Source organism: Hymenobacter metallilatus (genome assembly GCF_003944705.1).
Classification (GTDB): domain Bacteria; phylum Bacteroidota; class Bacteroidia; order Cytophagales; family Hymenobacteraceae; genus Hymenobacter; species Hymenobacter metallilatus.
In genome coordinates, this window is record NZ_RWIS01000001.1 from 735,108 (window position 1) to 760,827 (window position 25,720).

Sequence of the window (25,720 nt, forward strand, 5' to 3'; positions counted from 1 at the left end):
CATGACCGACCTGACCGATAAAGTAGCCATTGTAACGGGTGCCAGCCGCGGCATCGGCCGTGCCATTGCCTTGCTGCTGGCCATGCAGGGCGCCAAAGTGGTAGCCGTGGCCCGCACCGCTGAGGAACTGGAAGAACTCAACAGCAAAACCCAGGGCCTGGCCATTCCGGCCGACGTAGCCGACGAGGAAGATGCCGCCCATATCGTGGCCGAAACGCTCAGCTACTTTGGGCGGCTCGATATTCTGGTGTGCAATGCCGGCGTGGGCTCCTTTAACCTGCTGGAGCACTTTGATGCCGCCGAGTGGGACCGGATTTTCGATGTGAATGTGAAGGGCACTTTTTTGCTGTGCAAGGCCGTAGTGCCCCACTTCAAGGCCCAGGGTCACGGCCACATTGTGGGCATCACCTCCGATGTGAGCAAGCGCACCTTCGAGCACGGTACGGCCTACGGAGCCAGCAAGTACGCTCAGGATGCCCTGCTTAGCTCGTTGCGCAAGGAAGTACGGCCCCACGGCGTGAAAGTGAGCACCATTTACCCCGGTCTGGTAGATACTTACTTCAACGACTCCCGCCCCGGCAGTCTGGAAGCCGAGAAAACCCACCTCAAGCCCTCCGACGTGGCTCAGGCCGTGCGCTACGTGCTGGAAGCCCCCACCCATGTAGTAGTGGATGAGCTGATGCTGCACCCGATGACGCAGGAGTGGTAAATTGGGATGGGCGGAATGTGGAGTAAGACCGTCATGCTGAGCTTGTCGAAGCATCTCTCCCGCTTCGTTGCAATGCTGATCCTACGAAGCGGGAGAGATGCTTCGACAAGCTCAGCATGACGGTCATTTTTCACATTTCCCACATTCCTATCACATTACCAGAGTATCTTGTTTGCCGATGAAATATCCTTTCCTGCCCGCCGCGGCCTGTGTCTTTGGGCTGGCGGCCCTCGGGCTTTCTTCTTTCACCTCGCAACCCTCCGTCTCCGTGGCCGAAACCGTTCTTTCTTCGGACCCCAATACCACCGACGAGCAGCCTCAGGATCATAAGCTGGTGATTTATCAGATGATGACCCGCCTGTTCGGCAACAAAACCGCCGTGAACAAGCCCTACGGCACGCTCCAGGAAAACGGCGTGGGCAAGTTCAACGACATCACCACGCCCGCCCTGCAGGCCATCAAAAGGCTGGGGGCCTCGCACGTGTGGTACACCGGCGTGATTGAGCACGCCACCATGACGGACTACACCAAACAGGGCATTGCCCTGGATGATGCCGACGTGGTGAAAGGCCGCGCCGGCTCGCCCTACGCCATCAAGGATTACTACGACGTGAACCCCGACCTGGCCGTGGACGTGAAGAACCGCATGCGGGAGTTCGAGGCCCTGGTGAAGCGTACCCACGACAATGGCCTGAAAGTCATCATTGACTTCGTGCCCAACCACGTGGCCCGCACCTACAAGTCGGATGCTCACCCGGCGGGTGTGGCCGATTTGGGGGAGAAGGACGACAAAACCGTAGCTTTTGCGCCCAACAACAACTTCTACTACCTGCCGGGCAAACCCTTTGTGGTGCCGGCCGGCTACAACCCGCTGGGCGCACTGAAAGGCCCCCGCGAGGACGGCAAATTCCAGGAAAACCCGGCCAAGGCCACCGGCAACGACGTGTTTTCGGAAGCGCCCAAGGTGGACGACTGGTTTGAAACCATCAAGCTCAACTACGGCGTCGATTACCAGAACGGCCGCAAAAAACACTTCGAGCCCACGCCCGATACGTGGCTGAAGATGCGCGACATCCTCATCTTCTGGGCCAAGAAGGACGTGGACGGTTTCCGCTGCGACATGGCCGAGATGGTACCGGTGGAGTTCTGGGCCTGGGTAATTCCGGAGCTGAAAAAGGTGAATCCCCAACTCGTGTTCATCGGCGAGGCCTACGACGCCAAGACGTACAAGATGTACATCGAGCAGGGTCACTTCGACTACCTCTACGACAAGGTGGGCCTCTACGACGGCCTGCGCCGCCTGATGCGCGGGGAGGGCACCACCGAGGATATTACCCGGGTATGGAAGGAGGAAAGCCGGGGCTTCAGCAACCACATGCTGCGCTTCCTGGAAAACCACGATGAGCAGCGCATTGCCAGCAAGGACTTTGCCGGCAACCCCCGCGCCGCCATTCCGGCCATGACGGTTTCGGCCACCCTGGCCACGGGGCCCGTGATGCTGTACTTCGGGCAGGATGTGGGCGAGCCGGCCCACGGCTCGGAGGGCTTCTCGGGGGAGGACGGCCGCACCACCATTTTCGACTATTGGGGTGTGCCCGAGCACCAGAAATGGATGAATGGCGGCAAGTTCGACGGCGGTAAGCTCAGCCCCGAGCAGCGCCAGCTCCACGATTTTTACGCCCGCCTGCTCACGCTCACCAGCCAAAGCGACGCCATCCGCCGGGGCAAATTCTACGAGCTGCAGGACGCCAACAACCTCGACGCGCAGTACAACCAGCGCCAGCTCTACACCTACGTGCGCTACACCGAGAAGCAGAAGCTGCTCATCGTAGTCAACTTCAGTCCCGACAAAACCTACAAGCCCACCATCCGGATTCCACAGAATGTGATGCAGCTCATGGGCCTCAACCCCCAGCAGTTCTACACCTACTCGGAGCTGCTCAGCCAAGCCCCGGCCGTGCAAACGCTCAACCTTACGCTGGCTCCCCAAAGCGCCTACATTTTCGAAATCAACCCCAAAAAATAGTTGTCAGTTGCTGGTTGTCAGTTGTTAGTGTTTAGCTCCATTGCCTAATACTAACAACTGACAACCAGCAACTGACAACTAAAATACTCCCCCTAATTCCCACACCATTACTATGGCAACCAGCGTAGCAGCCGCGCCCACCGGCACCCGCAAAAAACCACGTCTCAGCTTCTGGCAAATTTGGAACATGAGCTTCGGCTTCATGGGTATTCAGTTCGGCTTTGCCCTGCAGAACGCCAACACCAGCCGCATCTTCTCCAACTTGGGGGCCAACGCCGACGACATTCCGATTCTGTGGGTAGCCGCCCCGCTCACGGGCCTGCTAGTGCAGCCCATCATCGGGTACATGTCGGACCGCACCTGGAGCCCGCGCTGGGGTCGGCGGCGGCCGTTTTTCCTAATTGGGGCTATTTTGGCGTCGTTGGCTATGCTAATTATGCCCAACTCGCCCTCGTTGATGATTGCTGGCGGTATGCTCTGGATTATGGACGCCAGCATCAATATCTCGATGGAGCCATTTCGGGCTTTCGTAGGTGACAAGCTGCCGGGTGAGCAGCATACCACTGGCTTCGCCATGCAGTCGTTTTTTATTGGGATAGGGGCCGTGGTAGCTTCCCTGCTGCCTACGTTGCTGACCAGCGCAGGCGTCGCTAACGAGGCTCCGGCCGGCATTGTGCCCAACTCGGTGAAATACGCCTACTATCTGGGCGCGGCGGCATTTTTCCTGTGCGTGCTCTACACCGTGCTGACGTCGGACGAATATCCGCCCGAGGACATGGAAGCCTTCGAGCGGGAGAAAAAGTCGGTGACGCTGGCTCAGGGTGTGAAAGAAACCTTCACAGGCGTGCTGCACATGCCTAAGGTAATGAAACAGCTGGCCTCAGTGCAGTTTTTCACCTGGTTCGGGCTGTTCTGTATGTGGATTTTTATGACGCTGGCCGTAGCTAAGCACCTGTACCACACCACCGACACTTCTTCTAAGAGTTTCAACGAAGCCGGCAACTTCGTCGGTAATGCCTTTGCCATGTACAACGGCGTTTCGGCGGCCTTTAGCCTGCTGTTGCCCTGGATTGCCCGCAAGGTGTCGCGCCGCCTTACCCATATGCTGTGCTTGGCCGCCGGCGGGCTGGGCCTGATTTCGGTGGCCTTTATCACCGAGCCCTGGATGCTGTACGTGAGCATGATAGGCGTGGGGGTAGCGTGGACGTCGATTTTGTCGGTGCCCTACGCCATGCTGGCTGGGGCCATTCCGTCGCACAAGATGGGGCATTACATGGGCGTTTTCAACGCCTTCATTGTAACGCCTCAGGTGTGTGCTTCGCTGGGGCTGCCGGCCATTATGAAGGCGTTTCCGCAGCTCGACCCGCTGAATGTGGTGGTGCTGGGTGGGGTGCTGATGATTATCGGGGGCCTGCTGACCCTGCGTGTGGCCGACGACGAGAAAATTCGCCTACCCCTAGCCGACGACGTGCAGCCCCAAAACGCCGCCTACGATGCCGGCCCCCAGCCCAACCCGGCGGTATAGCTTTTGGAGAAGCTGTAAGCTGCAAGCCCCAAGCCGATGGTTGCACATCAGCTTGGGGCTTGCAGCTTACAACAATTATCCCAGCAGCCACTGCTGGGCCGGCTGTTCTTCGGTAAACACCTGCACCTGGGTGCTGTTGGCCGGATCTTGATCCAGTTCCGCCAGGCGGGGGCGCAGAATGTCGGCGTGGAAGGGCGTAGCCAGGTATGCAATACGGCGGGCGGCAGTGGGCAGAGCTTTCTGCAACTCCTGACGAAACTCTTGGAGCACCCACTGTAGGTCGATGGGGTCAGCCAGGCCCCGACTACGCAGGTCAATCAGCCACTGGCCAGCCTGCTCCTGCCGGGCCAGCGTAAGTGCCGCCCAGTAACCCTGGCGGTGCTCCTCGGAGGTAGCGGGCCGCGTCCAGCGCATGAATAATAACGCCAAGTCAGGCCGGTAAGAAAGGCGCAGATAGTCGGAGGTAGCAGGCTCGGGCATAGAGGGGAGACAAAGGTACGCGGCTTTTCTACCAGCCAAGCGCTAGCCGCTGGGAGAGTCCGGCAGTTCCCCCTCACGGACGACGAGGCCAGCCGCACCAGTCCCGGTAAGTAATAGTCGGGATAAGCAGCTAAGCAACCGAAACTGTTGACGGTTGGTTTTCGGGCTTTCGGGGTTGAATCTGCCCGGTTCATTGGAACACCACTGGCTGCACGGACCGGGTTTGCATTTTGCCCCGTAACTTCCGCTCACGTTCAACCCACGTTTATTCCCCCTATTCCGATGACCCGCAATCAACTGTTGCTGCTGGGCCTGAGTGCTTCGCTGGCTTTCCAGCCGGCCCTGGCTCAGCAAAAAACCACTACCAAACCCGCCACCGTCACCAAAGCCCCCGCTGCTACGGCCGGTGGTGCCCGCCTCGTAGAGAAAGTAACCCGCAAAGGCTCGGAGCTGGTAATTCCCTACGAAAAATACGTACTGCCCAACGGCCTCACCCTCATTGTGGCCGAAGACCACTCCGACCCGCTGGTGCACGTGGATGTAACCTACCACGTGGGCTCGGCCCGGGAGCAGATTGGCAAATCGGGCTTTGCGCACTTCTTTGAGCACATGATGTTCCAGGGCTCCGACCACGTGGCCGACGAGCAGCACTTCAAGACGGTTTCCGCCTCGGGTGGTACGCTCAATGGCTCCACCAACCGGGACCGGACCAACTACTTTGAAACCGTACCCAGCAACCAGCTCGAAACCGCGCTGTGGCTGGAGGCCGACCGTATGGGTTTTCTGCTGGATGCCGTAACGCAGCCCAAATTTGAGAACCAGCGCAGCACCGTGAAAAACGAGCGGGGCCAGAACTACGACAACCGCCCCTACGGTCTGGCCTCTGAAAACGTAAGCCGTACACTGTACCCCTACGGCCACCCCTACAGCTGGCTCACCATCGGCTACCTCGAAGACCTGGACCGCTCCGACGTAAACGACCTGAAAAACTTCTTCCTGCGCTGGTACGGCCCCAACAACGCCACTCTTACGGTGGGTGGGGATGTGAAGCCGGCTGAAGTAGTGAAGATGGTGGAGAAATACTTCGGCCCCATTGCCAAAGGCCCCGCCGTAGCGGCCCAAAAACTGCCCGCCCCCAAGCTCACCGCCGACCGGTACGTGAGCTACAAGGATAACGTGCGCTTCCCCATGCTGCAGGTGGTATTCCCGACGGTGCCCAGCGGCCACCCCGATGAATTTGCCCTGGATGCGCTGGCCGAAATTATCGGGCAGGGCAAAAACTCCCTGCTCTATAAGAACCTCACCAAAACCCAGCAGGCAGTGCAGGCCCAGGCCTACAACAGCACCTCAGAGCTGGCCGGCGAGTTCACCATTGTCACGCTGCCCTTCCCCGGCAAAGGTCTGGACAGCCTGGAGATTAAGGTGCGCAATACCCTCAAGGAGTTTGAGCGCACCGGCGCTACGGCCGAGCAGGTAGCCCGCTTCAAGGCCAGCACCGAGGCCCAGATGATTAACGGCCTGGCTAGCGTACAGGGCAAGGTAAGCCAGCTGGCCGCCAACCAAACCTACTTCGGCAACCCCAACCGCCTGCCCGAGGAGCTGAAACAGCTGCGCGCGGTAACGCCCGCCGAGGTGAACCGCGTGTACAACCAGTACATCAAAGGCAAAAACGCCGTGGTACTGAGCGTGGTACCCAAAAACGGCAGCGTACAACCCGCCAAAGCCGACAATTTCACCGTGTCCAAGGACGGCTACAAAGCCCCCGATTATGGCTACGACGGCCTGAAATACGTGAAGGCCACCGATACTTTCGACCGGAGCAAGCAGCCCGGCTCGGGTGCCAACCCGGTGGTGCAGGTGCCTGCCGTATGGCAGGCCTCTTTCCCCAATGGCCTGCGTCTGATGGGCACCCGCAACACCGAAATTCCGACCGTAACGATGCTGCTCACTATTCGGGGGGGCCACCGCCTGGAGCAGAGTATGCCGAATAAAGCGGGTATTGCGGCCCTCACGGCAGGCATGATGAATGAAGGCACCCAGAAGTACACCGGTGAGCAATTCAGCTCCGAGCTGGACAAGCTGGGCAGCGCCATCCGGGTGAGCACCGGCGACGACAACACGACCGTGTACGTGCAGAGCCTGACCAAGAACCTGCCCGCTACTATGAAGCTGCTGGAAGAGCGCCTGCTGCGCCCACGCTTCGATGAGGCCGACTTCAACCGCCTCAAGAAGCAGGCTCTGGAAGGCATTGCCAACCAGAGCACTCAGCCGGTAGTTATTGCCGATAAAACCTTCTCCCGCCTCGTGTACAGCGCCGGCGACATTATGCAGGTGCCTCTGAGTGGCTCAGTGGCCACAGTTACGGGTATTACTCTCGACGACGTAAAGCAGTTTTATCAGCAGAACTACGCCCCCAACGTGAGCTACCTGGTGGCCGTGGGCGACGTAGACCAGGCGGGCCTCACCAATCAGCTGGGCTTCCTGAAAGGCTGGGAGCAGAAAAACGTGACCTTGCCGGCCGGCATGGCCACTACCCAGCCCGATAAAACCCGCATCTACTTCGTAAATAAGGAAGGCGCGGCGCAGTCGGAAATCCGCATCGGCTACCTCACCCCGCTCACCTACGATGCCACCGGCGACTATTACCGGGCGTACCTGAGCAACTACCTGCTGGGCGGGGCCTTCAACTCCCGCATCAACCTGAACCTGCGCGAGGATAAGGGCTACACCTACGGGGCCCGCTCGGGCTTCCAGGGTACGCGCTACGTGGGCCCCTACACCGCCCAGGCCGGCGTACGCGCCGATGCCACGGCCGCTTCGGTGAAGGAGTTCATGAAGGAAATTCAAAACTACCGCAATGGTATTTCCGATGACGAGCTGCAGTTCCTGCAGGCTTCGGTAGGCCAGAGCGACGCGCTGCGCTACGAAACCGGCCAGCAGAAAGCTGCCTTCCTGAGCCGCCTGCTGGAGTACGACCTGCCTACCACCTACGTGAAGCAGCAGAGCGACATTCTGAAAGGCCTGAAGAAGGAAGATGTGCAGGGTATTGCCCAGAAATACCTGCCCGCCGACAACATGTACATTGTAGTAGTCGGCGACCGGGCCAAATCTTTCCCGGGCCTTGCGGAGCTGGGTTATGAGGTGGTAGAGCTGGATGTAGACGGTAACCGCGTGGCGGCTGCCGCTCCGGCTGCCGCCCCGGCATCGGCGCCGGTCCTGACGCCCCCGCTGGAAACAGAAAAAATGAAAGTAAAAACCAAGGACGCCGACGGCAAAAAGGAAAAGCGTAAGTCCAAGAAAGACAAGGACGAAGCCAAATAACCTGTAGTCCGTCGCGCTGACGTAGTGCAAGCCCGGTTCCGGTGGAATCGGGCTTGTTGCATTTCCGGGCGGTGGTTGGCCCCCGGGAGCCTTGGGCCAGAGCCCAGGCCGCATATACCGGAGCTAAATAAGCAGGTCCGCTTTGCGGGCGGCGGGCGGCGGAACCACTTACCCCCTCCGGAATGTAGCTTATGTGCAGCCGCCGGGCCGAAATCCGTATCTTTCCCGTGCCCGGATTAGGCGGCACCCTTATGGTAGTGGAGAAAGACCCCGCAACAACTCGGGCCCTGGACGACGTACTGGCCCGCCTCAACGCATTTAAACGCAAGTTTTACCTGAGTCTGCTGGTGCGCGGCCTGGTGGTGGCCGGCGGCCTGGTGCTTAGCCTGTTTCTGGTAGTCAACCTGCTTGAGTACTTCCTTTACCTGCCCACCTGGGTGCGGGCCGGGCTGCTGTTTGGGTTTGTGGGTGGCATACTCTACGCTTTTGGGCGCTGGATCTGGCAGCCCCTGGCCGCCCTTACCAACCTGCGCCGTATGCTCTCGGATGAGCAGGCCGCCCGGCGGGTAGGGGAGCTGTTTCCGGAAGTGCAGGACAAGCTGCTGAACGCCCTGCAGTTGCGCGGCCAGGCCCAGGAAAACGCCCTGCTGGCCGCCAGCCTGGAGCAGCGCGCCGGGCAGCTGCAGGGCGTAGAGTTCAGCCAGGGTATCAATATTCAGGCCCAGACCCGGCCGCTGTGGAAGTATGTGGCCGTGCCCGCCGCCGTGGTGGTACTGCTCCTGCTGGTGTACCCCAGCCTGTTTGTGCAAGGTACCGAGCGGATTCTGCATTACGACCGGAAATACAGCCCACCCGCGCCCTTCCGGTTTGTGGTGGAAAACAAGCAGCTTACCGCTTTCAAGGGCGAAGATTTTGCGCTGAACGTGACGGTGGAAGGCGAGGCCCTGCCCAATGAAATCAGTATTCAGTACGAGGGCAAACAGCGCCGTTTGGTGCGCGAATCGGGCAGCCGGTTCCGCTTTGATTTCCGCCAGCTGCGCCGGAACGTGGAGTTTCAGCTTACGGCGGCAGGCTTTTCGTCGGGGGCCTATAACCTCCGGGTGAAAGAGCGGCCCAATCTGCGCGAATTTGCTGTGCGCGTGGCTTACCCGGCCTATCTGGGTAAGCCCGCCGAAACCATCCGCAACACCGGCAACCTCACCGTGCCCGAGGGCTCCGACCTGCGCTGGGAGTTCCAGACCGAAGCCACCGACCAGCTCCAGCTCAAGTTCCGTAATCCCAACGAAACCCTGACTGCCACTCCCGACGACGAGCAGTTCCTGCTCAGCCGCCGGGCTCTGCGCAGTCAGTCGTATTCAGTACACCTGCGCAACGCCGCAAGCCCCAACCGGGACCCCATCGAGTACCAGATTACCGTTATTCCGGACCAGGTGCCGGAGGTGGCGCTGGAGAGTTTCCAGGATACCACTTCCCAGCGCTACCTGGCCCTGGGTGGCACCCTCCGCGACGACTACGGCTTTTCCCGCCTGCAGCTGCACTACCGGGTGCTGAGCAAAGCCCGGCCTAATGCCGCCTATCAGGCCAAAGCCCTGCTCCTGGGCAGCGGCCCCAGCCAGAGCTACGCCTACCAGTGGGACACCCGCGCCCTGAATCTGCGCCCCGGCGACCGGCTGGAGTACTTCGTGCAGGCCTGGGATAATGATGGCGTACACGGTCCCAAAGCCGGCCGCAGCCGCACCGCCGAGTTCCGCCTGCCCAGCCGCGCCGAGCAGCGCCAGCAGCTGGCTTCCCAAAGCCAGGCCGTGCAAAGTCAGCTTAGCCAGGCGGCCCAGCAGAGCAAGAAAATGGAGCGGGAGCTGGCCAAGGCCGAGGACAAGCTGAAGGTGAAGCGCGACCTGAACTTTCAGGACCGTAAGCAGCTCAAGGATATGCTCGACCAGAAGCATCAGATGGACCAGGCCCTGGACGAGCTGAAGCGCCAGTTTGAGCAGCTCCAGGACCAGCAGAACCAGCTGGACCAGCAGAAGAATGAGCAGCTGGCTGAGAAAGCCAAGGAGCTGCAGAAGCTGATGGAAACCCTGCTGGACCCCGAAACCAAGAAGCTCTACGAGGAGCTGCAGAAGCTGCTGGACCAGCAGAAGGACCAAAACCAGCCCGATATGCAGAAACTGCTGCAACAGCTGGAAAACAAGGAAAACACCCTGCAGAAAGAGCTGGAGCGCGCCCTCGAAATGTTCAAGCAGCTGCAGTTTGAGCAGAAGCAGGACCAGGCCCTGGAAAAGCTCCAACAGCTGGCCCAGGAGCAGCAGAAGCTGGCCGAGGAAACCCAGAAAAACGACAAGCAAAACCCCGACAACAAGCTCAGCAACGAGCAGCAAAAAGCCAAAAACGAACAACTCAAAGACCAGCAGGCCGAGCAGCAGCAGAAGTTCGATGAGCTGAAGCAGGACCTCAAGGACATGAAGGAGCTGGACCAGCAGCTCGACGGCCAGAACGGGGCCGACGAGATGAAGCAGGACCAGCAGCAGGTAGACGAGCAGCAGCAGCAAAGCCAGGAGCAGTTGGGCAAAAACCAGAATCAGAAAGCCAGCCAGAGCCAGCAGCAGGCCGCCCAGAAATTGCAGCAGATGGCCCAGAAGATGCAGCAGCAGCAGGAGCAGGAAGAATCGGACCAGCAGCAGCAGAACATCGACGACCTGCGCGACATCCTGGAAAACCTACTCAAGCTCAGCTTCGACCAGGAAAACCTGATGAAGCAGTTCCGGCAGGTAGACCAGCAGGACCCGCGCTTTGTGCAGCTCGGCCAGACCCAGCGCAAGCTCAAAGACGACGCCCGTGTGGTGCAGGACTCGCTGTATGCCCTGGCCAAGCGCGTGTTCCAGATCAAGAGCTTCGTGACCCGGGAAGTGGGCGAAATGAACGGCCGCATGGACGAAAGCCTCGACCAGATTCGGCAGCGTAACGTAAGCCGGGCCACCAGCTCCCAGCAGCTGGCCATGACCAGCATGAACAACCTGGCCCTTATGCTCAACGATGCCCTGCAGCAAATGCAACAGCAGCAGCGTGAGAGCCAGCAGCAGCAACAGCAGGGTGGGGGCAAACCGGGCCGCAAAAAGAAAAAAGGCAGCAGTGCCGGCGAAGGCCAGCTGGGGCGTATGCAGCAGCAGCTCAACCAGCAGATTCAGCAGCTGCAGCAGAGCGGCAAAACCGGCCGGGCCCTGAGCGAGGAGCTGGCCAAGCTGGCCGGGCAGCAGCAAATGCTGCGGCAGGCCATGCAGGAGCTGGAACGCCTCCAGCAGAAAGGGGGTGGCAAGCCTGGCTCTAATAAGGATGGCCAGGGCCAGGATGGCACCGGTGGCCTCGGCGACGTGAAAAAAATGATGGAACAAACCGAAACCGACCTCGTAAACAAGCGGCTGACGGAGCAAACCATTATGCGCCAGCGCCAAATCCTGACCCGTTTGCTGGAAGCCGAGAAATCGGCCCGGGAGCGGGACCAGGAGGAAAAGCGCGAAGCCCAGACGGCCCAAACCCGCCCCCCGGTATTCCCGCCGGCGTTTCAACAATACAAACGCCAGCAAAACCGGCAAACGGAGCTGCTTCGGAGCGTACCGCCTACCCTCACGCCGTACTACCAGCGCGAGGTGAGTGAATATTTTCAGAAAATGAAATAGCGTTCCGCTAATTTTACCCCCTTACCCGCTGCCCCTCTCTTTTTCCTTTTATGAAGCAGGTCAAAATTCAGATTCCTTCCCTCGTTGAAAATATCCGCGTTGTAGAAAGCTTTATCGACAACTCCAAGGATACCTTTCACATCGACGACGACATTTACGGCAACATTATGGTAGCCGTAACCGAAGCCGTCAACAATGCTATTCGCCACGGCAACAAGTTCGATAAGGACAAGAATGTGTTCCTGTCGTTGTTTGTAGAGCCGGACCGGGTGAAGTTTGAAATTGAGGATGAAGGCACCGGTTTCGACTATACCAACCTTTCAGACCCCACGGCCCCCGAAAACCTGGAAAATCCTGGTGGCCGGGGCATCTTCCTCATTCGCCACCTGGCCGATGAGGTGGAGTTCCAGAAAGATGGACGCCACGTGCAGCTCACGTTTATGCTGCCCACGCCTTCGTCGGAAGCCGAGCAGACGTCAGCCATAAATGGTGCTGCCTCGGCTCACTAATTCTATTCCCAGTTTGCCAGCATGAGCGACCTGCCTACCGAGCACAACGAGTTTGACGACCAGGATGACTTCAGCCGCGAAAGTCACGGCATTGAATTCATGGTGGAGGATGTGGAGTTTGAGTTGGCCGATGCTCAGGAGCTTACCTCCTGGATTGAGCGGGTGGCCCAGGTACACGAGCACGAAATTGTGCAGCTTACCTACATCTTCTGCTCCGATGAGTACCTGCACAAGGTAAACGTGGAGTACCTCGACCACGATACGTACACCGACGTCATTACCTTCGACAATGCCGATGACGCTGACATTATCGAGGGCGACATCTTCATTTCGGTAGACCGGATTCGCGAAAACGCCGTCATTCACGGTGTATCGTTCCGCGACGAGCTGCACCGCGTGATGATTCATGGTGTACTGCACCTGCTCGGCTACGCCGACAAGGACTTGCTCAGCCAGACCGCCATGCGCAAAAAGGAAGACGACTGCCTGCTGCTGCGCACGTTTTAGCCCACGCTGCTCCCATAGCTTAGAACGCCCGCCATCCGGTGGGCGTTTTTTTGTTGTTATGCTCACGAAAACGATGTAGAGACGCAACACTTGGCGTCTCGTCGTTGCTGGTATTGTTTGAAAAGCGCCGCCTCGGTCGTTCAACGACGAGACGCCAAGTGTTGCGTCTCTACATTGCGCAATGTCATACTTCGGTTTTACTCCGCGTGACGTTCTTTGTATTCCAAGCATCCAAGCATGTCCGCTACCCCGCAACCTATTCGCACTATTCCCGGCCCGGCCCTGGATTACTACCTGGGCCAGGGCTATTACCGCATGCACCAGGACCTGTTTACCTGCCGGTTTCTGCCCATCGAGAACGAGCTGTACACGGTACACTGGCTGCGGCTGGAGCTGGCCCGCGTACACTACGGTCCCGAGCAGCGCCGCCTGCTGCGCCTGGCCGAGCGGTTTACTGTCCGACGGCAACCATTCCGGCTCACGGCGGAGCTGGAGGAACTCTACGCCGCCTACCGCCACTCCATCACCTTCGATGCCCCGCCCACAGTGGAGGCATTTCTGCTGGCCGGCGCCACCCATAATATATTTACAACGGAGGTACTGGAAATCCGGGATGGGGGGCGGCTGGTGGCGGCGGGTATCTTTGATGTGGGAGCCCGCACCTTGGCTGGCATCATGAACTTTTACGCCCCCGAGTACCGCAAATTCAGCTTGGGCAAGATGCTGATGCTGCTGAAGCTGGAGCACGCCCGCACGCTGGGTCACCATTACTACTATCCTGGCTATGTGGTACACAACTACCCCAAGTTCGACTACAAGTTGTTTCCCTGCCCGGCTGCCACGGAGGTGTTCGACTGCCTGAGCGGGCAGTGGCGGCCGTTTTCCTGGCCGGAAGTACACCGTCAGGCCGCCGGGCTGCTAGCCGAGTGGACCGAGGATGACTTCCTGCCCAACGACGAGGCATGAGCACTAAGCTGCGTAAAAACGCGCTGCAATTTGTATCTTTGCGCACGTTTTGAGCGTGTTGCGTAGGGCATTCTGCCACGGTTTTCCTGACAAAGCGCCTGCCACCTGCGGGCGTTTTCTGTTTAACCGTAGCCGTAGCGCTGTAGCATGAAGCCTTTGCTTCGTGTGTGGTTGAACGAGTGCCGGGCTGAACGTTGTTCACTCCGGACGCCTCATAAAGCTCGGTGCTGCCGGGCGCGAAGCCTTTGCTTCGCGCTACAGTGCAGGGCCCGCCAGAATCCGTGTAATCCGAGAAATTCGTCCAAATTCGTGATGCAGCAAGAAGAATACGATGTCATTGTAGTAGGAGCCGGGCACGCTGGCTGCGAGGCCGCCGCCGCCGCCGCCAACATGGGCTCCAAGGTCCTGCTCGTGACGATGAACATGAACACCATTGCGCAGATGTCGTGCAACCCGGCCATGGGCGGGGTGGCCAAGGGCCAGATTGTGCGCGAGGTGGACGCACTGGGCGGGCAGTCGGGCCTTATCACCGACCGTACCATGATTCAGTTCCGGATGCTGAACCGCTCCAAAGGCCCCGCCATGTGGAGCCCCCGGGCGCAGAGTGACCGGATGCGCTTTGCCGAGGAGTGGCGCCTTACGCTGGAGCAGACGCCCAACGTGGATTTCTGGCAGGAAGCCGTCATGGGCTTGGTTATCGACAACAACACGGTAGTAGGCGTAAAAACCCAGCTTGGTATCGAGTTCCGGGGTAAGGCGGTGGTGCTTACCAACGGTACTTTCCTCAACGGGCTCATCCATATCGGCGAGAAACAGTTTGGGGGTGGCCGCGCCGCCGAAAGCCGTAGCACCGGCATTACGGAGCAGTTGAAAGAGCTGGGCTTTGAGGCCGGCCGCATGAAAACCGGCACTCCGCCCCGCGTAGACGGCCGCAGCCTCGACTACAGCAAGATGGAGGAGCAGGCCGGCGACGAGGTGCCCAGCAAATTCAGCTACCTCGATACGCCCGTTTTGGCCAAGCAGCGTCCCTGCTACATCACTTACACCAACCCGGAGGTGCACGAAATCCTGAAGGAGGGATTCGAGAAGTCGCCGATGTTTCAGGGCCGCATCAAGGGCCTGGGGCCGCGCTACTGCCCGAGCGTAGAGGATAAAATCAACCGCTTCGCCGACAAGGACCGCCACCAGATTTTTGTGGAGCCTGAAGGCTGGAGCACGGTGGAGGTGTACGTGAACGGCTTCAGCAGCAGCCTGCCCGAGGACGTGCAGTACAGAGCCCTGCGCAAAATTGCCGGCTTCGAAAACGCCAAGATGTTCCGCCCCGGCTACGCCATCGAATACGACTTCTTCCCGCCCACGCAGCTGCAGCTCACGCTGGAAACCAAGCGCATTCAGAACCTGTACTTTGCGGGCCAGATCAACGGCACCACGGGCTATGAGGAAGCTGCCTGCCAGGGCCTGATGGCCGGTATCAACGCCCACAATAAAGTGCACGGCAAGGCTCCCTTCGTGCTCAAGCGCAGCGAGGCCTACATCGGCGTGCTCATCGATGACCTCGTAAACAAAGGCACCGACGAGCCCTACCGCATGTTCACGAGCCGGGCCGAGCACCGCCTGCTACTACGCCAGGACAACGCCGACCTGCGCCTCACACCTCTGGGTTACGAGTTGGGGCTGGCCTCGGAGGAGCGCATGCAGCGGGTGCGCGAAAAAGAGCAGCAAACCCAGGAGGTAGCCAAGCTGCTGAAAAACTTCGGCATTGAGCCCCAGGAAATCAACGGCTGGCTCACGGAAATCGGCTCGGCTGTTATCAGCGAGAAAACCCGGGCCGTAAACCTGCTGCGTCGCCCCGGCATCGACCTGCCAGCTCTGGCCCGGGTGCTGCCCGGTCTCACGCTGGCTCTGGCCCCGTACCGCCCCGATGCCCTGGAGCAGGCCGAAATTCTGGTGAAGTACGAGGCCTACCTGGAAAAGGAGCACCAGCAGGCGGCCCGCGTGCAGGAGCTGGAAAACTTCGTGATTCAGGGCCGCCTCGACTACACCGCCATGCCCGCCCTCTCGCACGAAGCCCGCGAGAAGCTGCTTAAAGTTAAGCCCGAAACGCTGGGCCAGGCCAGCCGCATCAGCGGCGTGAGCCCAGCCGACGTGTCGGTGCTGATGGTGTATCTGGGGCGGTAATTTCTACCCGTCATCCTCCATCTTTCGTCCGCCTGCAAAGGACCTTTTCCCCGGTAATTGTTCGAGAGTTTTTAGCCCGCAGAGGGCGCAGTGTTGGCGCAGAAGACGCAGAGCCGTGCTAGCGGGATAAGGTCCTTCGGCTACCGCCTCAGGATGACGTTCCATTTAGTCCAAACCGGCCGCCGAATCTGAAAGGAAACGGCGGCCGGTTTGGTTTTGTACCTTCGTGGTGCGGCAGGCAGCGGGGGGTTCCTCGTTCCGCCCTAATCAGCGTCATCTGCATCAACATCAGCGAGCATCTGTGATTTACGAGCGTTTGGAGAAGTGCCCGGTGTGCGGCAAAATGGAGTTTCGCAACAAGCTGGTAGTAGAGGATAAATCGGTTAGCAAGGAGAGTTTCGCCATTCAGCAGTGCGTGGCTTGCTCGTTTCAGTTCACCAACCCCCGCCCCGACGCGGCCCACATTGGCCGCTACTACGAGTCGGAGGAGTACGTATCGCACAACAGTGGGGCCGGAGGAGTTATCAACCAGGCCTATAAAGTGGCGCGGTTTTTTACCATGCGCCGCAAGGTGGCCCTGCTGAATAAACGCGCCAAGAAAGGCCGGCTGCTGGACTACGGCTGCGGCACAGGGCACTTTCTGGCCGCGGCCAAAAGCAATGGCTGGCAGGTGGCCGGCTGGGAGCCCAATGCCCGGGCCCGGCAGGAGGCCAGCCAGCGCGTAGGTCAGCCCATTGGCACTGAAAGTCTGGTGCAGTTTCAGCCAGCCAGTTTCGATGCCATTACGCTCTGGCACGTACTGGAACATGTGCACACCCTGAACGAAACTTTACAGCAGCTTATCCAGCTGTTGAAACCCGATGGCACCCTCCTCATTGCCGTACCGAATGTGGACAGCCTCGATGCCCAGCATTACCGCCAGGACTGGGCCGCCTACGACGTGCCGCGCCACCTCTACCACTTCACTCCCAAAACCATGACCCAGCTGCTTAAAAAGCACAAAATGCAGGTGATGGAAGTGCTGCCCATGCCCCTGGATGCCTACTACGTGAGTATGCTCAGCGAAAAGCACCGGGCCGAGCGGGGTGGCGGTATGCTCACGGTGCTGAAGGCCGGCTACAAATCCAACCAGTACGCCGCCCAGCACGAAGGCCAGTACAGCAGCCTGATTTACGTGGTGCGCAAACGCTAGAACGTGCCCCCCGGAACGTGTACCCCGGAGTTGTGCTCTGGCTTCGTGCCTGGGAGTAATTATCCTCTTACGCGAGCCGAAGCACAGCTTCGGGGTACACGTTCCGCCAAATCGGGCCGGTGGCCGCCTGGTAGGGTAGAAGGGAGGCCAAGGCAGTGCTACCAAGCCAGTTGTCATTCCGAGCAGAGCGAGGAATCTGGACTGCTGTGTAGTTAATAGCAGAACGTCATTCCGATGAGAGGAGGAATGACAATTAGCCTCTGATGTCAGCACGCGAGATTCCTCGACTCCGCTCCGCTGCGCTCGGAATGACGTTCTATGCCGGTTGCTCCCGCTACTCAGAATAACAGTTTTGGGCCGGAGCCGCGTTACAGCGTGTACCTTCGGTATTCGGAAGCGGCTGATTGGCCGGAGCCGAAACCTGCTACTATTCCCAACCTGCCTGCCCGCAATGCTCCCATTTGCCTGCGCCCGTGCCTCTTTATTTCTGTTGATTACCGCCGCGGCGGGCCTGGGCGGCTGTGCGGCCATTAGCTCGCCCGAAGGCGGCATCCGGGATACTATTCCGCCCAAGCTTGTGCGGAGCGTACCTGCCAACGGTACCCGCAACTACCAGGGTCAGTCGGTGCGGCTGGAGTTTTCAGAGCAGGTACAGCTTAAGGAGCTAACGAAAAACCTGATTGTAGCCCCTATCATCGGCGACGACAACCCCTACAAAATCCGGGAAGAGCGCACGGCCATTACGCTCACTTACGAGAAGCCGCTGAACCCCAACACCACATACTCCTTCAACTTCGGCAACTCCATCAGCGACATTACCGAAAGCAACCCGGCTCCCAAAGCTATGGTCAGCTTCAGCACCGGCCCCGATCTGGACTCGGCTTCGGTGCGCGGCTCCGTAACCGAAGTGCTCAGTCAGCAGCCCGTGGAAAACGCCGTGGTTTTGTTATATCCCGAAGCTGATACCTCGACGGTGCAGCGTGGCCGCCCTACCTACCAGGCCCGCACCAACAAGGGCGGCCGGTTTGAGCTGAACTACCTGAAAGCCGGGCGCTACCGGGCATATGCCTTGCTGGACAAGAACCAGAACAACCGCTACGAGGAGCCGGAGCGCATTGGCTACCTCCCCGACCTGCTGACTGTGGGCAATACAGCCGATTCACTTCGTTTTCTGCTGGCTCGCCCCGATACGCGGCGCCCTCTGGTTACCACGCAGAAAACCAACCCTACCGATTTTCGGGTCAGCTACAACGAAGGCGTCCTGCAGGTAAGTCTGGCACCGTTGGGGTCGGCCACTGGCTCAGCCACGCTCAACGAGGCCGTGCAGCTTGCGGAGCGCGGACGCACCGCCGTGCTGTTCCGCACCCCCGAGTTGCAGGAAGGCCGCTACCTGCTCACGGCCACCGACAGCGCCGGCAATACCGGCCGCGACACGGTGGCGGTGCGCTTCCAGGGCACTGCTCCGGCCAGGCGCGGGGCCGCTTACGCCGTGGAGGGCAGCCCCCGGGAAGTGTACCGGCAGGGCCAGCTCAAGTACGTGTTCAATGAGCCCATCCGCCTGGTTGTGGGCAAGCCCATCGGTACGCTGCTGGAAGACTCGCTCAAGCGCCGGCCGTTGGTAGTGCCTACCGATGCCAGCCTGAGCCCCGACCGCACCACGCTGAGTCTGAATTTGAATACCACGGCCCGCAAAACCGTCACGGTTCAGCTCGACAGCACGGTTATCCGCAGCATTACGGGGCAGCCGCTGGGCCTGAAACCACTACGGCTACGGGTGGTGGAGCAAACCAGTACAGGCACCCTCAGCGGCCCCATCCAAACCAAGGCCACCCGCTACTGGCTGCAGCTGCTGGACGCCAACGGAAACCTCCAGTTCAGCCTCGACAGCCCCAAAGGCACCTACCGCTTCGATAACCTGCAACCCGGTACCTACCGCCTCCGCGTACTCATCGACCAGAACCTGAACGGGCGCTGGGAAGGTGGCGACCCGCAGCTTAAGCGCCTGCCGGAGCCGGTTTTCCTGTTCCCCAAAGCCATTCAGGTGCGCTCCAATTTTGATAATGTGGAAACGCTGGCCTTCTAATCTACCTGCCTGGCTTAATTCAGAATGTGATTAGCACGTCGTTTCCGGCAAGCTCAGCGGGACACTCTTTTTGAATTCCTAAACCCGTTTCAAAGCCCGGCTTCTGTCTATGCAGAGGCCGGGCTTTTTGTAAGTATTGCCATTGCTACTCACTCGTCACACGGCTGCCTGCCGAACAGCCAGCATCTCCACTGCGGCAGGTGCCAGCAGTTCCCGGGAAGTTTCCGGCTGGGCATAGGGGCAGATGATGGCCTACCAGGCACCGAATGGTAATGCTGCCCAAAGCAATGCGGGTCGGCCGTAGTCGGGGAGGGCTGCGCAAGGGCAGTAGTGCTGCCAAAATCCAACTTCCGGCTATATAGCAACTCAACTACACAGATATCCACATAGCAAAAGTGCTTCTGGGCAATAGCAGCCGGTTTTTCGCTTTTTCGAAAACCACAATCCACAGTAGTTATCCACTTAAAACCGCCTAACCCGCATAACCTGTGGATAATACTGGGGAAACCTGGGGATAACCCGTGGAGAAGTTGCGGAAAAGTTTTTTTGGAGGTTCTATTGGTTTTGGCAGGCATTCGGAGGTGGCCAAAACCTGTGGAAAGCCGTTGATAACTTTCCCCCGAAAATCCCACAATCCACAGCTGTATGTGCATGTGAATTGTGGATTTCTCGTAGCTTATGTGAATAGTTAAAAAATATTACAACTACTTGATTATCAGAATTATGATATCCACATACCCTGTTGGCAGACGGTGGATAACTGTAGTTTTGTGCACATGTTACCCACGCCGTGGATAACTGTAGTTTTTTATCCACTTATAAACAGCCCTAACGACGGGGACAAAAAGAGATTTTTAAATAAAAAGATTTTTAAAAGTTATTAACCTGTGGATAAACGAACCGGGGTTCGGCCAAACATCAGGACCAGGGTTGGCTGCCCAACCTATTGCCTAACATGCAGCACGCCGCCGCTGCAGCTCGCCGGGACTCCGGGCTTCCGTTGCTACAGCGGGAGGAGAGCATTTACCACCAATGCCTTGCTTGTGGTTAGCCCGCTGGCAGCAACGGAAAAGCAGCCACTGGCAGCAGTAGCATATGAATTCCCGGTGCGCAATTTTTAGGTGAAAAATGTGGATAAGTAACTGGTTATGCACAGGTTAGCGGCTCCGTTTTGTACAAATACAGCTGGCCGAAGCCACTTACACGTAGCCATTGCGCGGTGCCCGGCGTATAGGAGCTTTCCAGCTTCTCTCCGAGCCGTATGCCGTTCGATTATCAGCTTGACTTCCGTACCACCGACTTTCGCCAGCACCCAGAACTCTACCGGGTGGGTAAGGGCGAGCAGGGAGTACTACTGGTGCAGCCCTATAAAGGCGAGATCCTGCCCTTCTGGCGCTTCCGCACGCCGGAGGTAGCCCAGGAGTCGTCGGAGCAGATTTACGGGCTGTTTGAGGCGTATTTGCGGCGGCACGATTTTGTGGGGGCCGACATGGCACGCAAGTTTCTGCAAATGGGCTTCACCCGGGCCCGGCGCTACGCCAACCACCGGGGCGGCAAAAAGTACGACGGGCCGGTGCCTGACGATAAAAAAGGCCAGAGCGGCAGCCACGGCCGCCCCGAACTGCCCCGCTCCCCCGAAGACCCCGAAAAAGCCGAAGCCGCGGCCATCTTCAAGCGCCGCTGGGACGAAGCGAAACAGCATCCTGAGTACCTGCGGCAGCGGGCCGAATTTGAAGCCCGCTACGGAAAGTAACTCGTTTTGGGTTATGCGTTGCTGGTTGGTTGTTGCTGGCTATTCGTAAGGTCACAGAATCAGGGGCTGCTGTTGCTAATGTGTAGCTATTGAGAAACCAACACCCAACTACGAACAACCAATAACGAATAACCAACAACCAGACCCCTACCTTTACGCTCACAATCACCCCTCACCATAACTGGCTATGCAGACACCAGCTCAACCTTCCAGCACCGAAGAAAACGAAATCAGCCTTGGCGTGGGCATGGGCCCCCTCAAGTTTGGCGCCTCCATGGATGAAGTGCGGGCCCTGATGGGGGAGCCCGAGGAAATTGAAGAGTCGGAAGACGACGACGAGTTTGAGCACCAGGCCTGGAACTACCTCGAAGAAGGCTACTCCCTCTACTTCGACCGGGAAGATGACTACCGCCTGAGCTGTATCGAAACCGACCACCCCGGTATGCGCCTCTACGGTGAGGCCATTCACGGCATGAGCCCCGAGCAGATTCAGGAGCTGATGAAGCGCCACGGCCACGAGCAAAGCGAGGTGGAGAAAATGGACACTGGGGAGATGCGCATCTCCTACGAAAAGGAAATGATTGACCTGTATTTCGATGAAGACGAGCTGCAGTTCGTCAACTTCGGCGTGTTCATCAACGACGAGTTAGAGGTGCAATGGCCCGCTTAGCACTGAGTTATCCACAAAACAGCTGCTTTTAAGTGTTGATAAGTGGATAAGGTGCTAAGTATCGGGAGTTTTCAACAGGTTTTCCCAACCTGGGAGGTATTGCTAGTTGTACTAGCATCCGCCCAGCACCTTCCTGATACTCAGCCTGGCAACAAAAAAGCCGCCCCGGAACCGGGGCGGCTTTTTTGTGCGTTTTCAAGAGTAGCCTACGAAGGCATGATGGTGCGGAACAGCAGAAACAGCCCACCCGACAGCACCATGGTAACCGGCAGAGTGAGCACCCAAGCCAAGGCAATGTTGCGCACCATCTGGGGGTTCAGGTTCTTGATGCCCCGGTTGGCCACCATGCTGCCCGCAATGGCCGACGACAGTACGTGGGTAGTGGAAGAGGGCAGGCCGAAACCCGTAGAAGCGCCAATCATGGCGGCGGCTACCAGCTCCGAGGAAGCACCCTGGGCGTAGGTGAGGTGCTCCTTGCCGATACGCTCCCCAATGGTTTTCACGATGCGCTGCCAGCCAATCATGGTGCCGATACCAAGGGACAAGGCCACCATTAGGGAAACCTGCCAGGGCGCGTAGTCGGTGAAGGTGCGCATGTTGGCAATGCTATCCTCGTACACCTTCCGGTCGGCGGAGCTGAGGGGCAGCTTTTCGCTGGCGGTAAGTTTCTTGGCGCGGTTGTACAGCAGCAGAATGCTCTTGCGGATTTCGAAGCGGGCTTGTTCGGGCAGCTGCTTCACGTCGGTTTTACCGGCAAAAATCTGGTCCAGGTTGGTGGTCTGGGTGCGTACTTCGCTCAGTAGTTTCCGGTCGGCTTCGCTTAGCTCGGCCGCGTTCAGCTTGCCCATCACCTGCTCTACCCGTGTCAGCGACTCGCGCATGTCCAAGGGGTTAAGCTTGGAGTTAAGGGCGAAATGCACCGGTACAATTCCAATCAGAATCAGCATAATCAGCCCCACGCCTTTTTGCCCGTCGTTGGAGCCGTGGAAGTAGCTCACCAGCGTGCAGGTGGCAATCAGAATCATCCGAATCCAGATGGGTGGGGGCTTGCGCTTGTGGGGCTCCTTAAAGATGGTTTTGTTCTGTACGAAGCGGCGCAGCAAAAACATCAGAATAATAGTCAGTGAGAAGCCAAACAGCGGGCTTACCAGCAAAGCCAGGCCGGTTTCGCCGGCTTTGCCCCAGTTCACGGCCGAAGCTCCTGAGCCGGGCAGCAGGGAGAAGGCAATGCCCACCCCCAGAATGGAGCCGATGAGGGCGTGGGAGGAAGAGGAAGGCAGCCCGTAGTACCAGGTACCTACGTTCCAGATGATGGCCGCTACAATGAGGGCGCCCACCATGGCAATGCCGTGGTACACGTTCTGATCAACGAGGCTTTCTACCGGCAGCAGGTACACAATGCCCATGGCCACGCCGATGCCGCCGGCAATAACCCCCACGAAGTTCCAGAACGCCGACCACACCACGGCCACCCAGGGCCGCAGCGAGTTGGTGTAAATCACCGTGGCCACCGCGTTGGCCGTGTCGTGGAAGCCGTTTACAAATTCAAACGCGCAGGCTGCTACCAGACAGGCAATCAGCAGCAACAGCACATGAGGCTCTAAGCCAAACATAAAGGGGGGGTTGGTGAAGATTCAGTTTTCGGCAACCAAAGGTAGTGCCGCCCTAAGGGGGCGCAAGATTATGAAATTGTTACCGTACCGGCCGGATGCCCGGCAGGTTGAGCCGCTAAACGCAGGAACCGGCAGAGGGGTTAAGCTCCTGCGTGGAAGGGGAGTAAATTATTGAAAAACAGCCGCTCAACGGTCTTTCTGGTGCCCGCGCTAGTACGGTAGCTAAAGCTTTGGCTACTTTTGTCCCGATTCAGAAGCGAGAGGCGCGAAGCAAACGGGAAGAAAGGAACCGGCACCCTGCCGGAGTACCCACCAGCCTGTTCGCTTCTCCCCGCTTACTTCTCGCCTCTCACCTCTCCATAGTATGAGCAACGAGCAGAAACCCGCCGCAACCACCGAAAGTACCCTGGCCGACATTGTGTCGCACGCCAAAGAGTACGGCTTTGTCTTCCCTTCTTCGGAAATCTACGACGGCCTGGCCGCCGTGTATGACTACGGCCCCAACGGCGTGGAGCTGAAAAACAACTTGAAGGCGCTGTGGTGGAAGGCCATGACCCAGCTCAATCAGAACGTGGTGGGCATTGATGCGGCCATCTTCATGCACCCCACCACCTGGAAAGCCTCCGGCCACGTCGACGGCTTTTCGGACCCCATGATTGACAACCTCGACAGCAAGAAGCGCTACCGCGCCGACGTGCTGCTGGAGGAGCGCGCCGCCGAATACGAGAAAAACGGCGACCAGGCCCGCGCCGACGCCTTACTGGCCGAAATGGGCCGTCTGCTCACTGCCGAAGACCTGGCCGGTGTCAAGCAGCTCATCATCGACGAGAAAATCCTCTGCCCCATCAGCAAAACCGGCAACTGGACCGATGTGCGCCAGTTCAACCTGATGTTCTCCACCCAAATGGGGGCCGTGGCTGAGGGCTCCAGCGAAATTTACCTGCGCCCGGAAACGGCTCAGGGTATTTTCGTGAACTTCCTGAACGTGCAGAAGTCGGCGCGGCAGAAGGTGCCGTTTGGCATTGCCCAGATTGGCAAGGCCTTCCGCAACGAAATTGTGGCCCGGCAGTTCATCTTCCGGATGCGGGAGTTCGAGCAGATGGAAATGCAGTTTTTCGTGCGCCCTGGCACCGAGGGCGAGTGGTACGAGCACTGGAAAGCCACCCGCCGCCGCTGGCATGAGGTAATGGGCCTGCCCGCCGACAAGCTCCGCTTCCACGACCACGAGAAGCTGGCCCACTACGCCAAGGCCGCCGTGGATATTGAGTACGAGTTTCCCTTTGGCTTCAAGGAAATTGAGGGTATCCACTCCCGCTCCGACTTCGACCTGACCCAGCACCAGCAGTACAGCCGCAAAAAGCAGAACTACTTCGACAACGACCTCAATCCCGAAACCGGTAAGCCCTACGGCAACTATGTGCCCTACGTGGTGGAAACCTCGGTAGGGGCCGACCGCCTGTTCCTGGCCACGCTCTGCCAGGCTTTCCAGAAGGAAGATATTACGGAGGGCGAGGGTGAGCAGCAAAAAGTGAAGTCACGTACTGTGCTGCGCCTGCACCCGGCCGTGGCCCCGGTGAAGGCCGCCATTTTCCCGCTGGTGAAAAAGGACGGGCTGCCCGAAAAAGCCACCGAAATCTACAACGCGCTGCGCCACGACTTCCGGCTGGTAGTGGAGGAGAAGGACAGCATCGGCACGCGCTACACCCGCCAGGACCTCATCGGCACGCCCTTCTGCATTGCCGTCGACCACCAGACCCTGGAGGATAACACTGTAACCGTGCGCCACCGTGACTCCCGCGAGCAAACCCGTATGCCTATTTCGGAACTGCGCAGCTACATCGGCGAGGCCGTGAGCCTCTCGCGCATCTTCGAGCAGCTGTAAGGCTGAGCACTTTTGAAAAGACCGAACGGCCGCCGGAGCAATCCGGCGGCCGTTCGGTTGTTTTGGGCGGTGCGTGAAGAGGCAGTTAGTTTTCACTGAGCCACTGGGTGGCGTCGCGGCGGGAGGTGAAGTAGTTGAACTCCACCCGGGCCGGAGGCAGCGTAGAAGAAGCCAGGGAATTGCCTATCTGGTACTGGTACTGACCCTCCGATACTACTGCCGCAATGAACAGGGGGCGGTGAGGCTGGTCGGCCAGGGCATCAGCCAAAGGGCCCAGCAACTCGTCGGCCTCATCGGTAGGAGGGGCGTTGCGCTTGAGGTCCAGCAGCAGCTTGCCCACGTTCTGGGCCAGCATTTCTTCCAGGGCGCGCTGGTACGCCTGGCCAAACGATACCGACAGGCGGGTGGCGTTGTAGCTCAGGTGTAAAGTTTCAGAAACCGGATTGTACGTAAGGGACGCATCCGGGGAATTGTACAAAGTCATGGCAAAAGGAAAATAACAAGCTGGGCGCGGAATAGTTCAATATGCAATACGCGCAACGTGTTGTAATGCGTATGTTTACGTAGAATAAGGCATAAAATGTTCACTATATTCTGAATAAAAAATGAGTTTTCCAATTAGTCCCGTTATA

The 25,720-nt window shown here is 58.7% G+C and carries 17 protein-coding genes; 14 read left to right on the forward strand and 3 right to left on the reverse strand.

All coding sequences use genetic code 11. From position 1 onward, the window contains the following. Position 1 precedes the first annotated feature (1 nt). From EI290_RS02955 to EI290_RS02965, 3 genes are all read left to right on the forward strand, one after another. Positions 2 to 709: an SDR family oxidoreductase gene (locus EI290_RS02955; RefSeq protein WP_125426546.1), complete on the forward strand. Its 708-nt coding sequence runs from the start codon at positions 2 to 4 to the stop codon at positions 707 to 709. Positions 710 to 887: 178 nt separating this feature from the next. Further along, on the forward strand, positions 888 to 2,735 hold the full coding sequence (locus EI290_RS02960; RefSeq protein ID WP_125426548.1) for an alpha-amylase family glycosyl hydrolase: 1,848 nt from the start codon (positions 888 to 890) through the stop codon (positions 2,733 to 2,735). A gap of 112 nt (positions 2,736 to 2,847) precedes the next feature. After that, on the forward strand, positions 2,848 to 4,260 hold the full coding sequence (locus EI290_RS02965) for an MFS transporter (protein ID WP_221766224.1): 1,413 nt from the start codon (positions 2,848 to 2,850) through the stop codon (positions 4,258 to 4,260). 75 nt (positions 4,261 to 4,335) lie between these two features. Here EI290_RS02965 and EI290_RS02970 read toward each other — a convergent pair whose 3' ends face one another. Further along, positions 4,336 to 4,740, reverse strand: a complete 405-nt coding sequence (locus EI290_RS02970) for a hypothetical protein (protein WP_125426550.1) — start codon at positions 4,738 to 4,740, stop codon at positions 4,336 to 4,338. Positions 4,741 to 5,022: 282 nt separating this feature from the next. Here EI290_RS02970 and EI290_RS02975 point away from each other — a divergent pair, with 282 nt between their 5' ends. From EI290_RS02975 to EI290_RS03020, 10 genes are all read left to right on the forward strand, one after another. Beyond that, on the forward strand, positions 5,023 to 8,061 hold the full coding sequence (locus tag EI290_RS02975) for a M16 family metallopeptidase (RefSeq protein ID WP_125426552.1): 3,039 nt from the start codon (positions 5,023 to 5,025) through the stop codon (positions 8,059 to 8,061). Between the two features lie 227 nt (positions 8,062 to 8,288). After that, positions 8,289 to 11,735 carry a DUF4175 family protein gene (locus EI290_RS02980; protein WP_246008831.1) on the forward strand — a complete coding sequence of 1,149 codons (3,447 nt, stop codon included), beginning with the start codon at positions 8,289 to 8,291 and terminating at the stop codon, positions 11,733 to 11,735. 50 nt (positions 11,736 to 11,785) lie between these two features. Then, the gene (locus EI290_RS02985; protein WP_125426554.1) at positions 11,786 to 12,244 is read left to right on the forward strand and encodes an ATP-binding protein; all 459 of its coding nucleotides are present in this window, start codon (positions 11,786 to 11,788) and stop codon (positions 12,242 to 12,244) included. A gap of 21 nt (positions 12,245 to 12,265) precedes the next feature. Beyond that, positions 12,266 to 12,751 carry an rRNA maturation RNase YbeY gene (ybeY, locus tag EI290_RS02990; RefSeq protein WP_125426556.1) on the forward strand — a complete coding sequence of 162 codons (486 nt, stop codon included), beginning with the start codon at positions 12,266 to 12,268 and terminating at the stop codon, positions 12,749 to 12,751. Positions 12,752 to 12,988: 237 nt separating this feature from the next. Continuing rightward, positions 12,989 to 13,717, forward strand: coding sequence for a GNAT family N-acetyltransferase (locus EI290_RS02995; RefSeq protein ID WP_125426558.1), 729 nt, complete (start codon positions 12,989 to 12,991; stop codon positions 13,715 to 13,717). 312 nt (positions 13,718 to 14,029) lie between these two features. Further along, positions 14,030 to 15,895, forward strand: coding sequence for a tRNA uridine-5-carboxymethylaminomethyl(34) synthesis enzyme MnmG (gene mnmG, locus EI290_RS03000; RefSeq protein ID WP_125426560.1), 1,866 nt, complete (start codon positions 14,030 to 14,032; stop codon positions 15,893 to 15,895). A 301-nt stretch (positions 15,896 to 16,196) separates the two neighbouring features. Continuing rightward, the gene (locus tag EI290_RS03005; RefSeq protein WP_125426562.1) at positions 16,197 to 17,087 is read left to right on the forward strand and encodes a class I SAM-dependent methyltransferase; all 891 of its coding nucleotides are present in this window, start codon (positions 16,197 to 16,199) and stop codon (positions 17,085 to 17,087) included. Between the two features lie 451 nt (positions 17,088 to 17,538). Further along, positions 17,539 to 19,170, forward strand: a complete 1,632-nt coding sequence (locus tag EI290_RS03010) for an Ig-like domain-containing protein (RefSeq protein ID WP_125426564.1) — start codon at positions 17,539 to 17,541, stop codon at positions 19,168 to 19,170. A gap of 1,261 nt (positions 19,171 to 20,431) precedes the next feature. Then, positions 20,432 to 20,923 (forward strand): DUF4385 domain-containing protein, encoded by a 492-nt coding sequence (locus EI290_RS03015; protein ID WP_125426566.1) that lies wholly within the window; start codon positions 20,432 to 20,434, stop codon positions 20,921 to 20,923. A 187-nt stretch (positions 20,924 to 21,110) separates the two neighbouring features. Then, positions 21,111 to 21,593, forward strand: coding sequence for a hypothetical protein (locus EI290_RS03020; RefSeq protein WP_125426568.1), 483 nt, complete (start codon positions 21,111 to 21,113; stop codon positions 21,591 to 21,593). 206 nt (positions 21,594 to 21,799) lie between these two features. Here the strand turns inward: EI290_RS03020 and EI290_RS03025 are convergent, their stop codons facing one another. Further along, positions 21,800 to 23,206, reverse strand: coding sequence for an inorganic phosphate transporter (locus EI290_RS03025; RefSeq protein ID WP_125426570.1), 1,407 nt, complete (start codon positions 23,204 to 23,206; stop codon positions 21,800 to 21,802). Between the two features lie 364 nt (positions 23,207 to 23,570). Here EI290_RS03025 and EI290_RS03030 point away from each other — a divergent pair, with 364 nt between their 5' ends. Further along, positions 23,571 to 25,088, forward strand: coding sequence for a glycine--tRNA ligase (locus EI290_RS03030; protein ID WP_125426572.1), 1,518 nt, complete (start codon positions 23,571 to 23,573; stop codon positions 25,086 to 25,088). A gap of 85 nt (positions 25,089 to 25,173) precedes the next feature. On the opposite strand, the gene EI290_RS03035 is transcribed toward EI290_RS03030, so the two are convergent. Next, positions 25,174 to 25,572 (reverse strand): hypothetical protein, encoded by a 399-nt coding sequence (locus EI290_RS03035; protein WP_125426574.1) that lies wholly within the window; start codon positions 25,570 to 25,572, stop codon positions 25,174 to 25,176. Between the last annotated feature and the right edge of the window lie 148 nt (positions 25,573 to 25,720).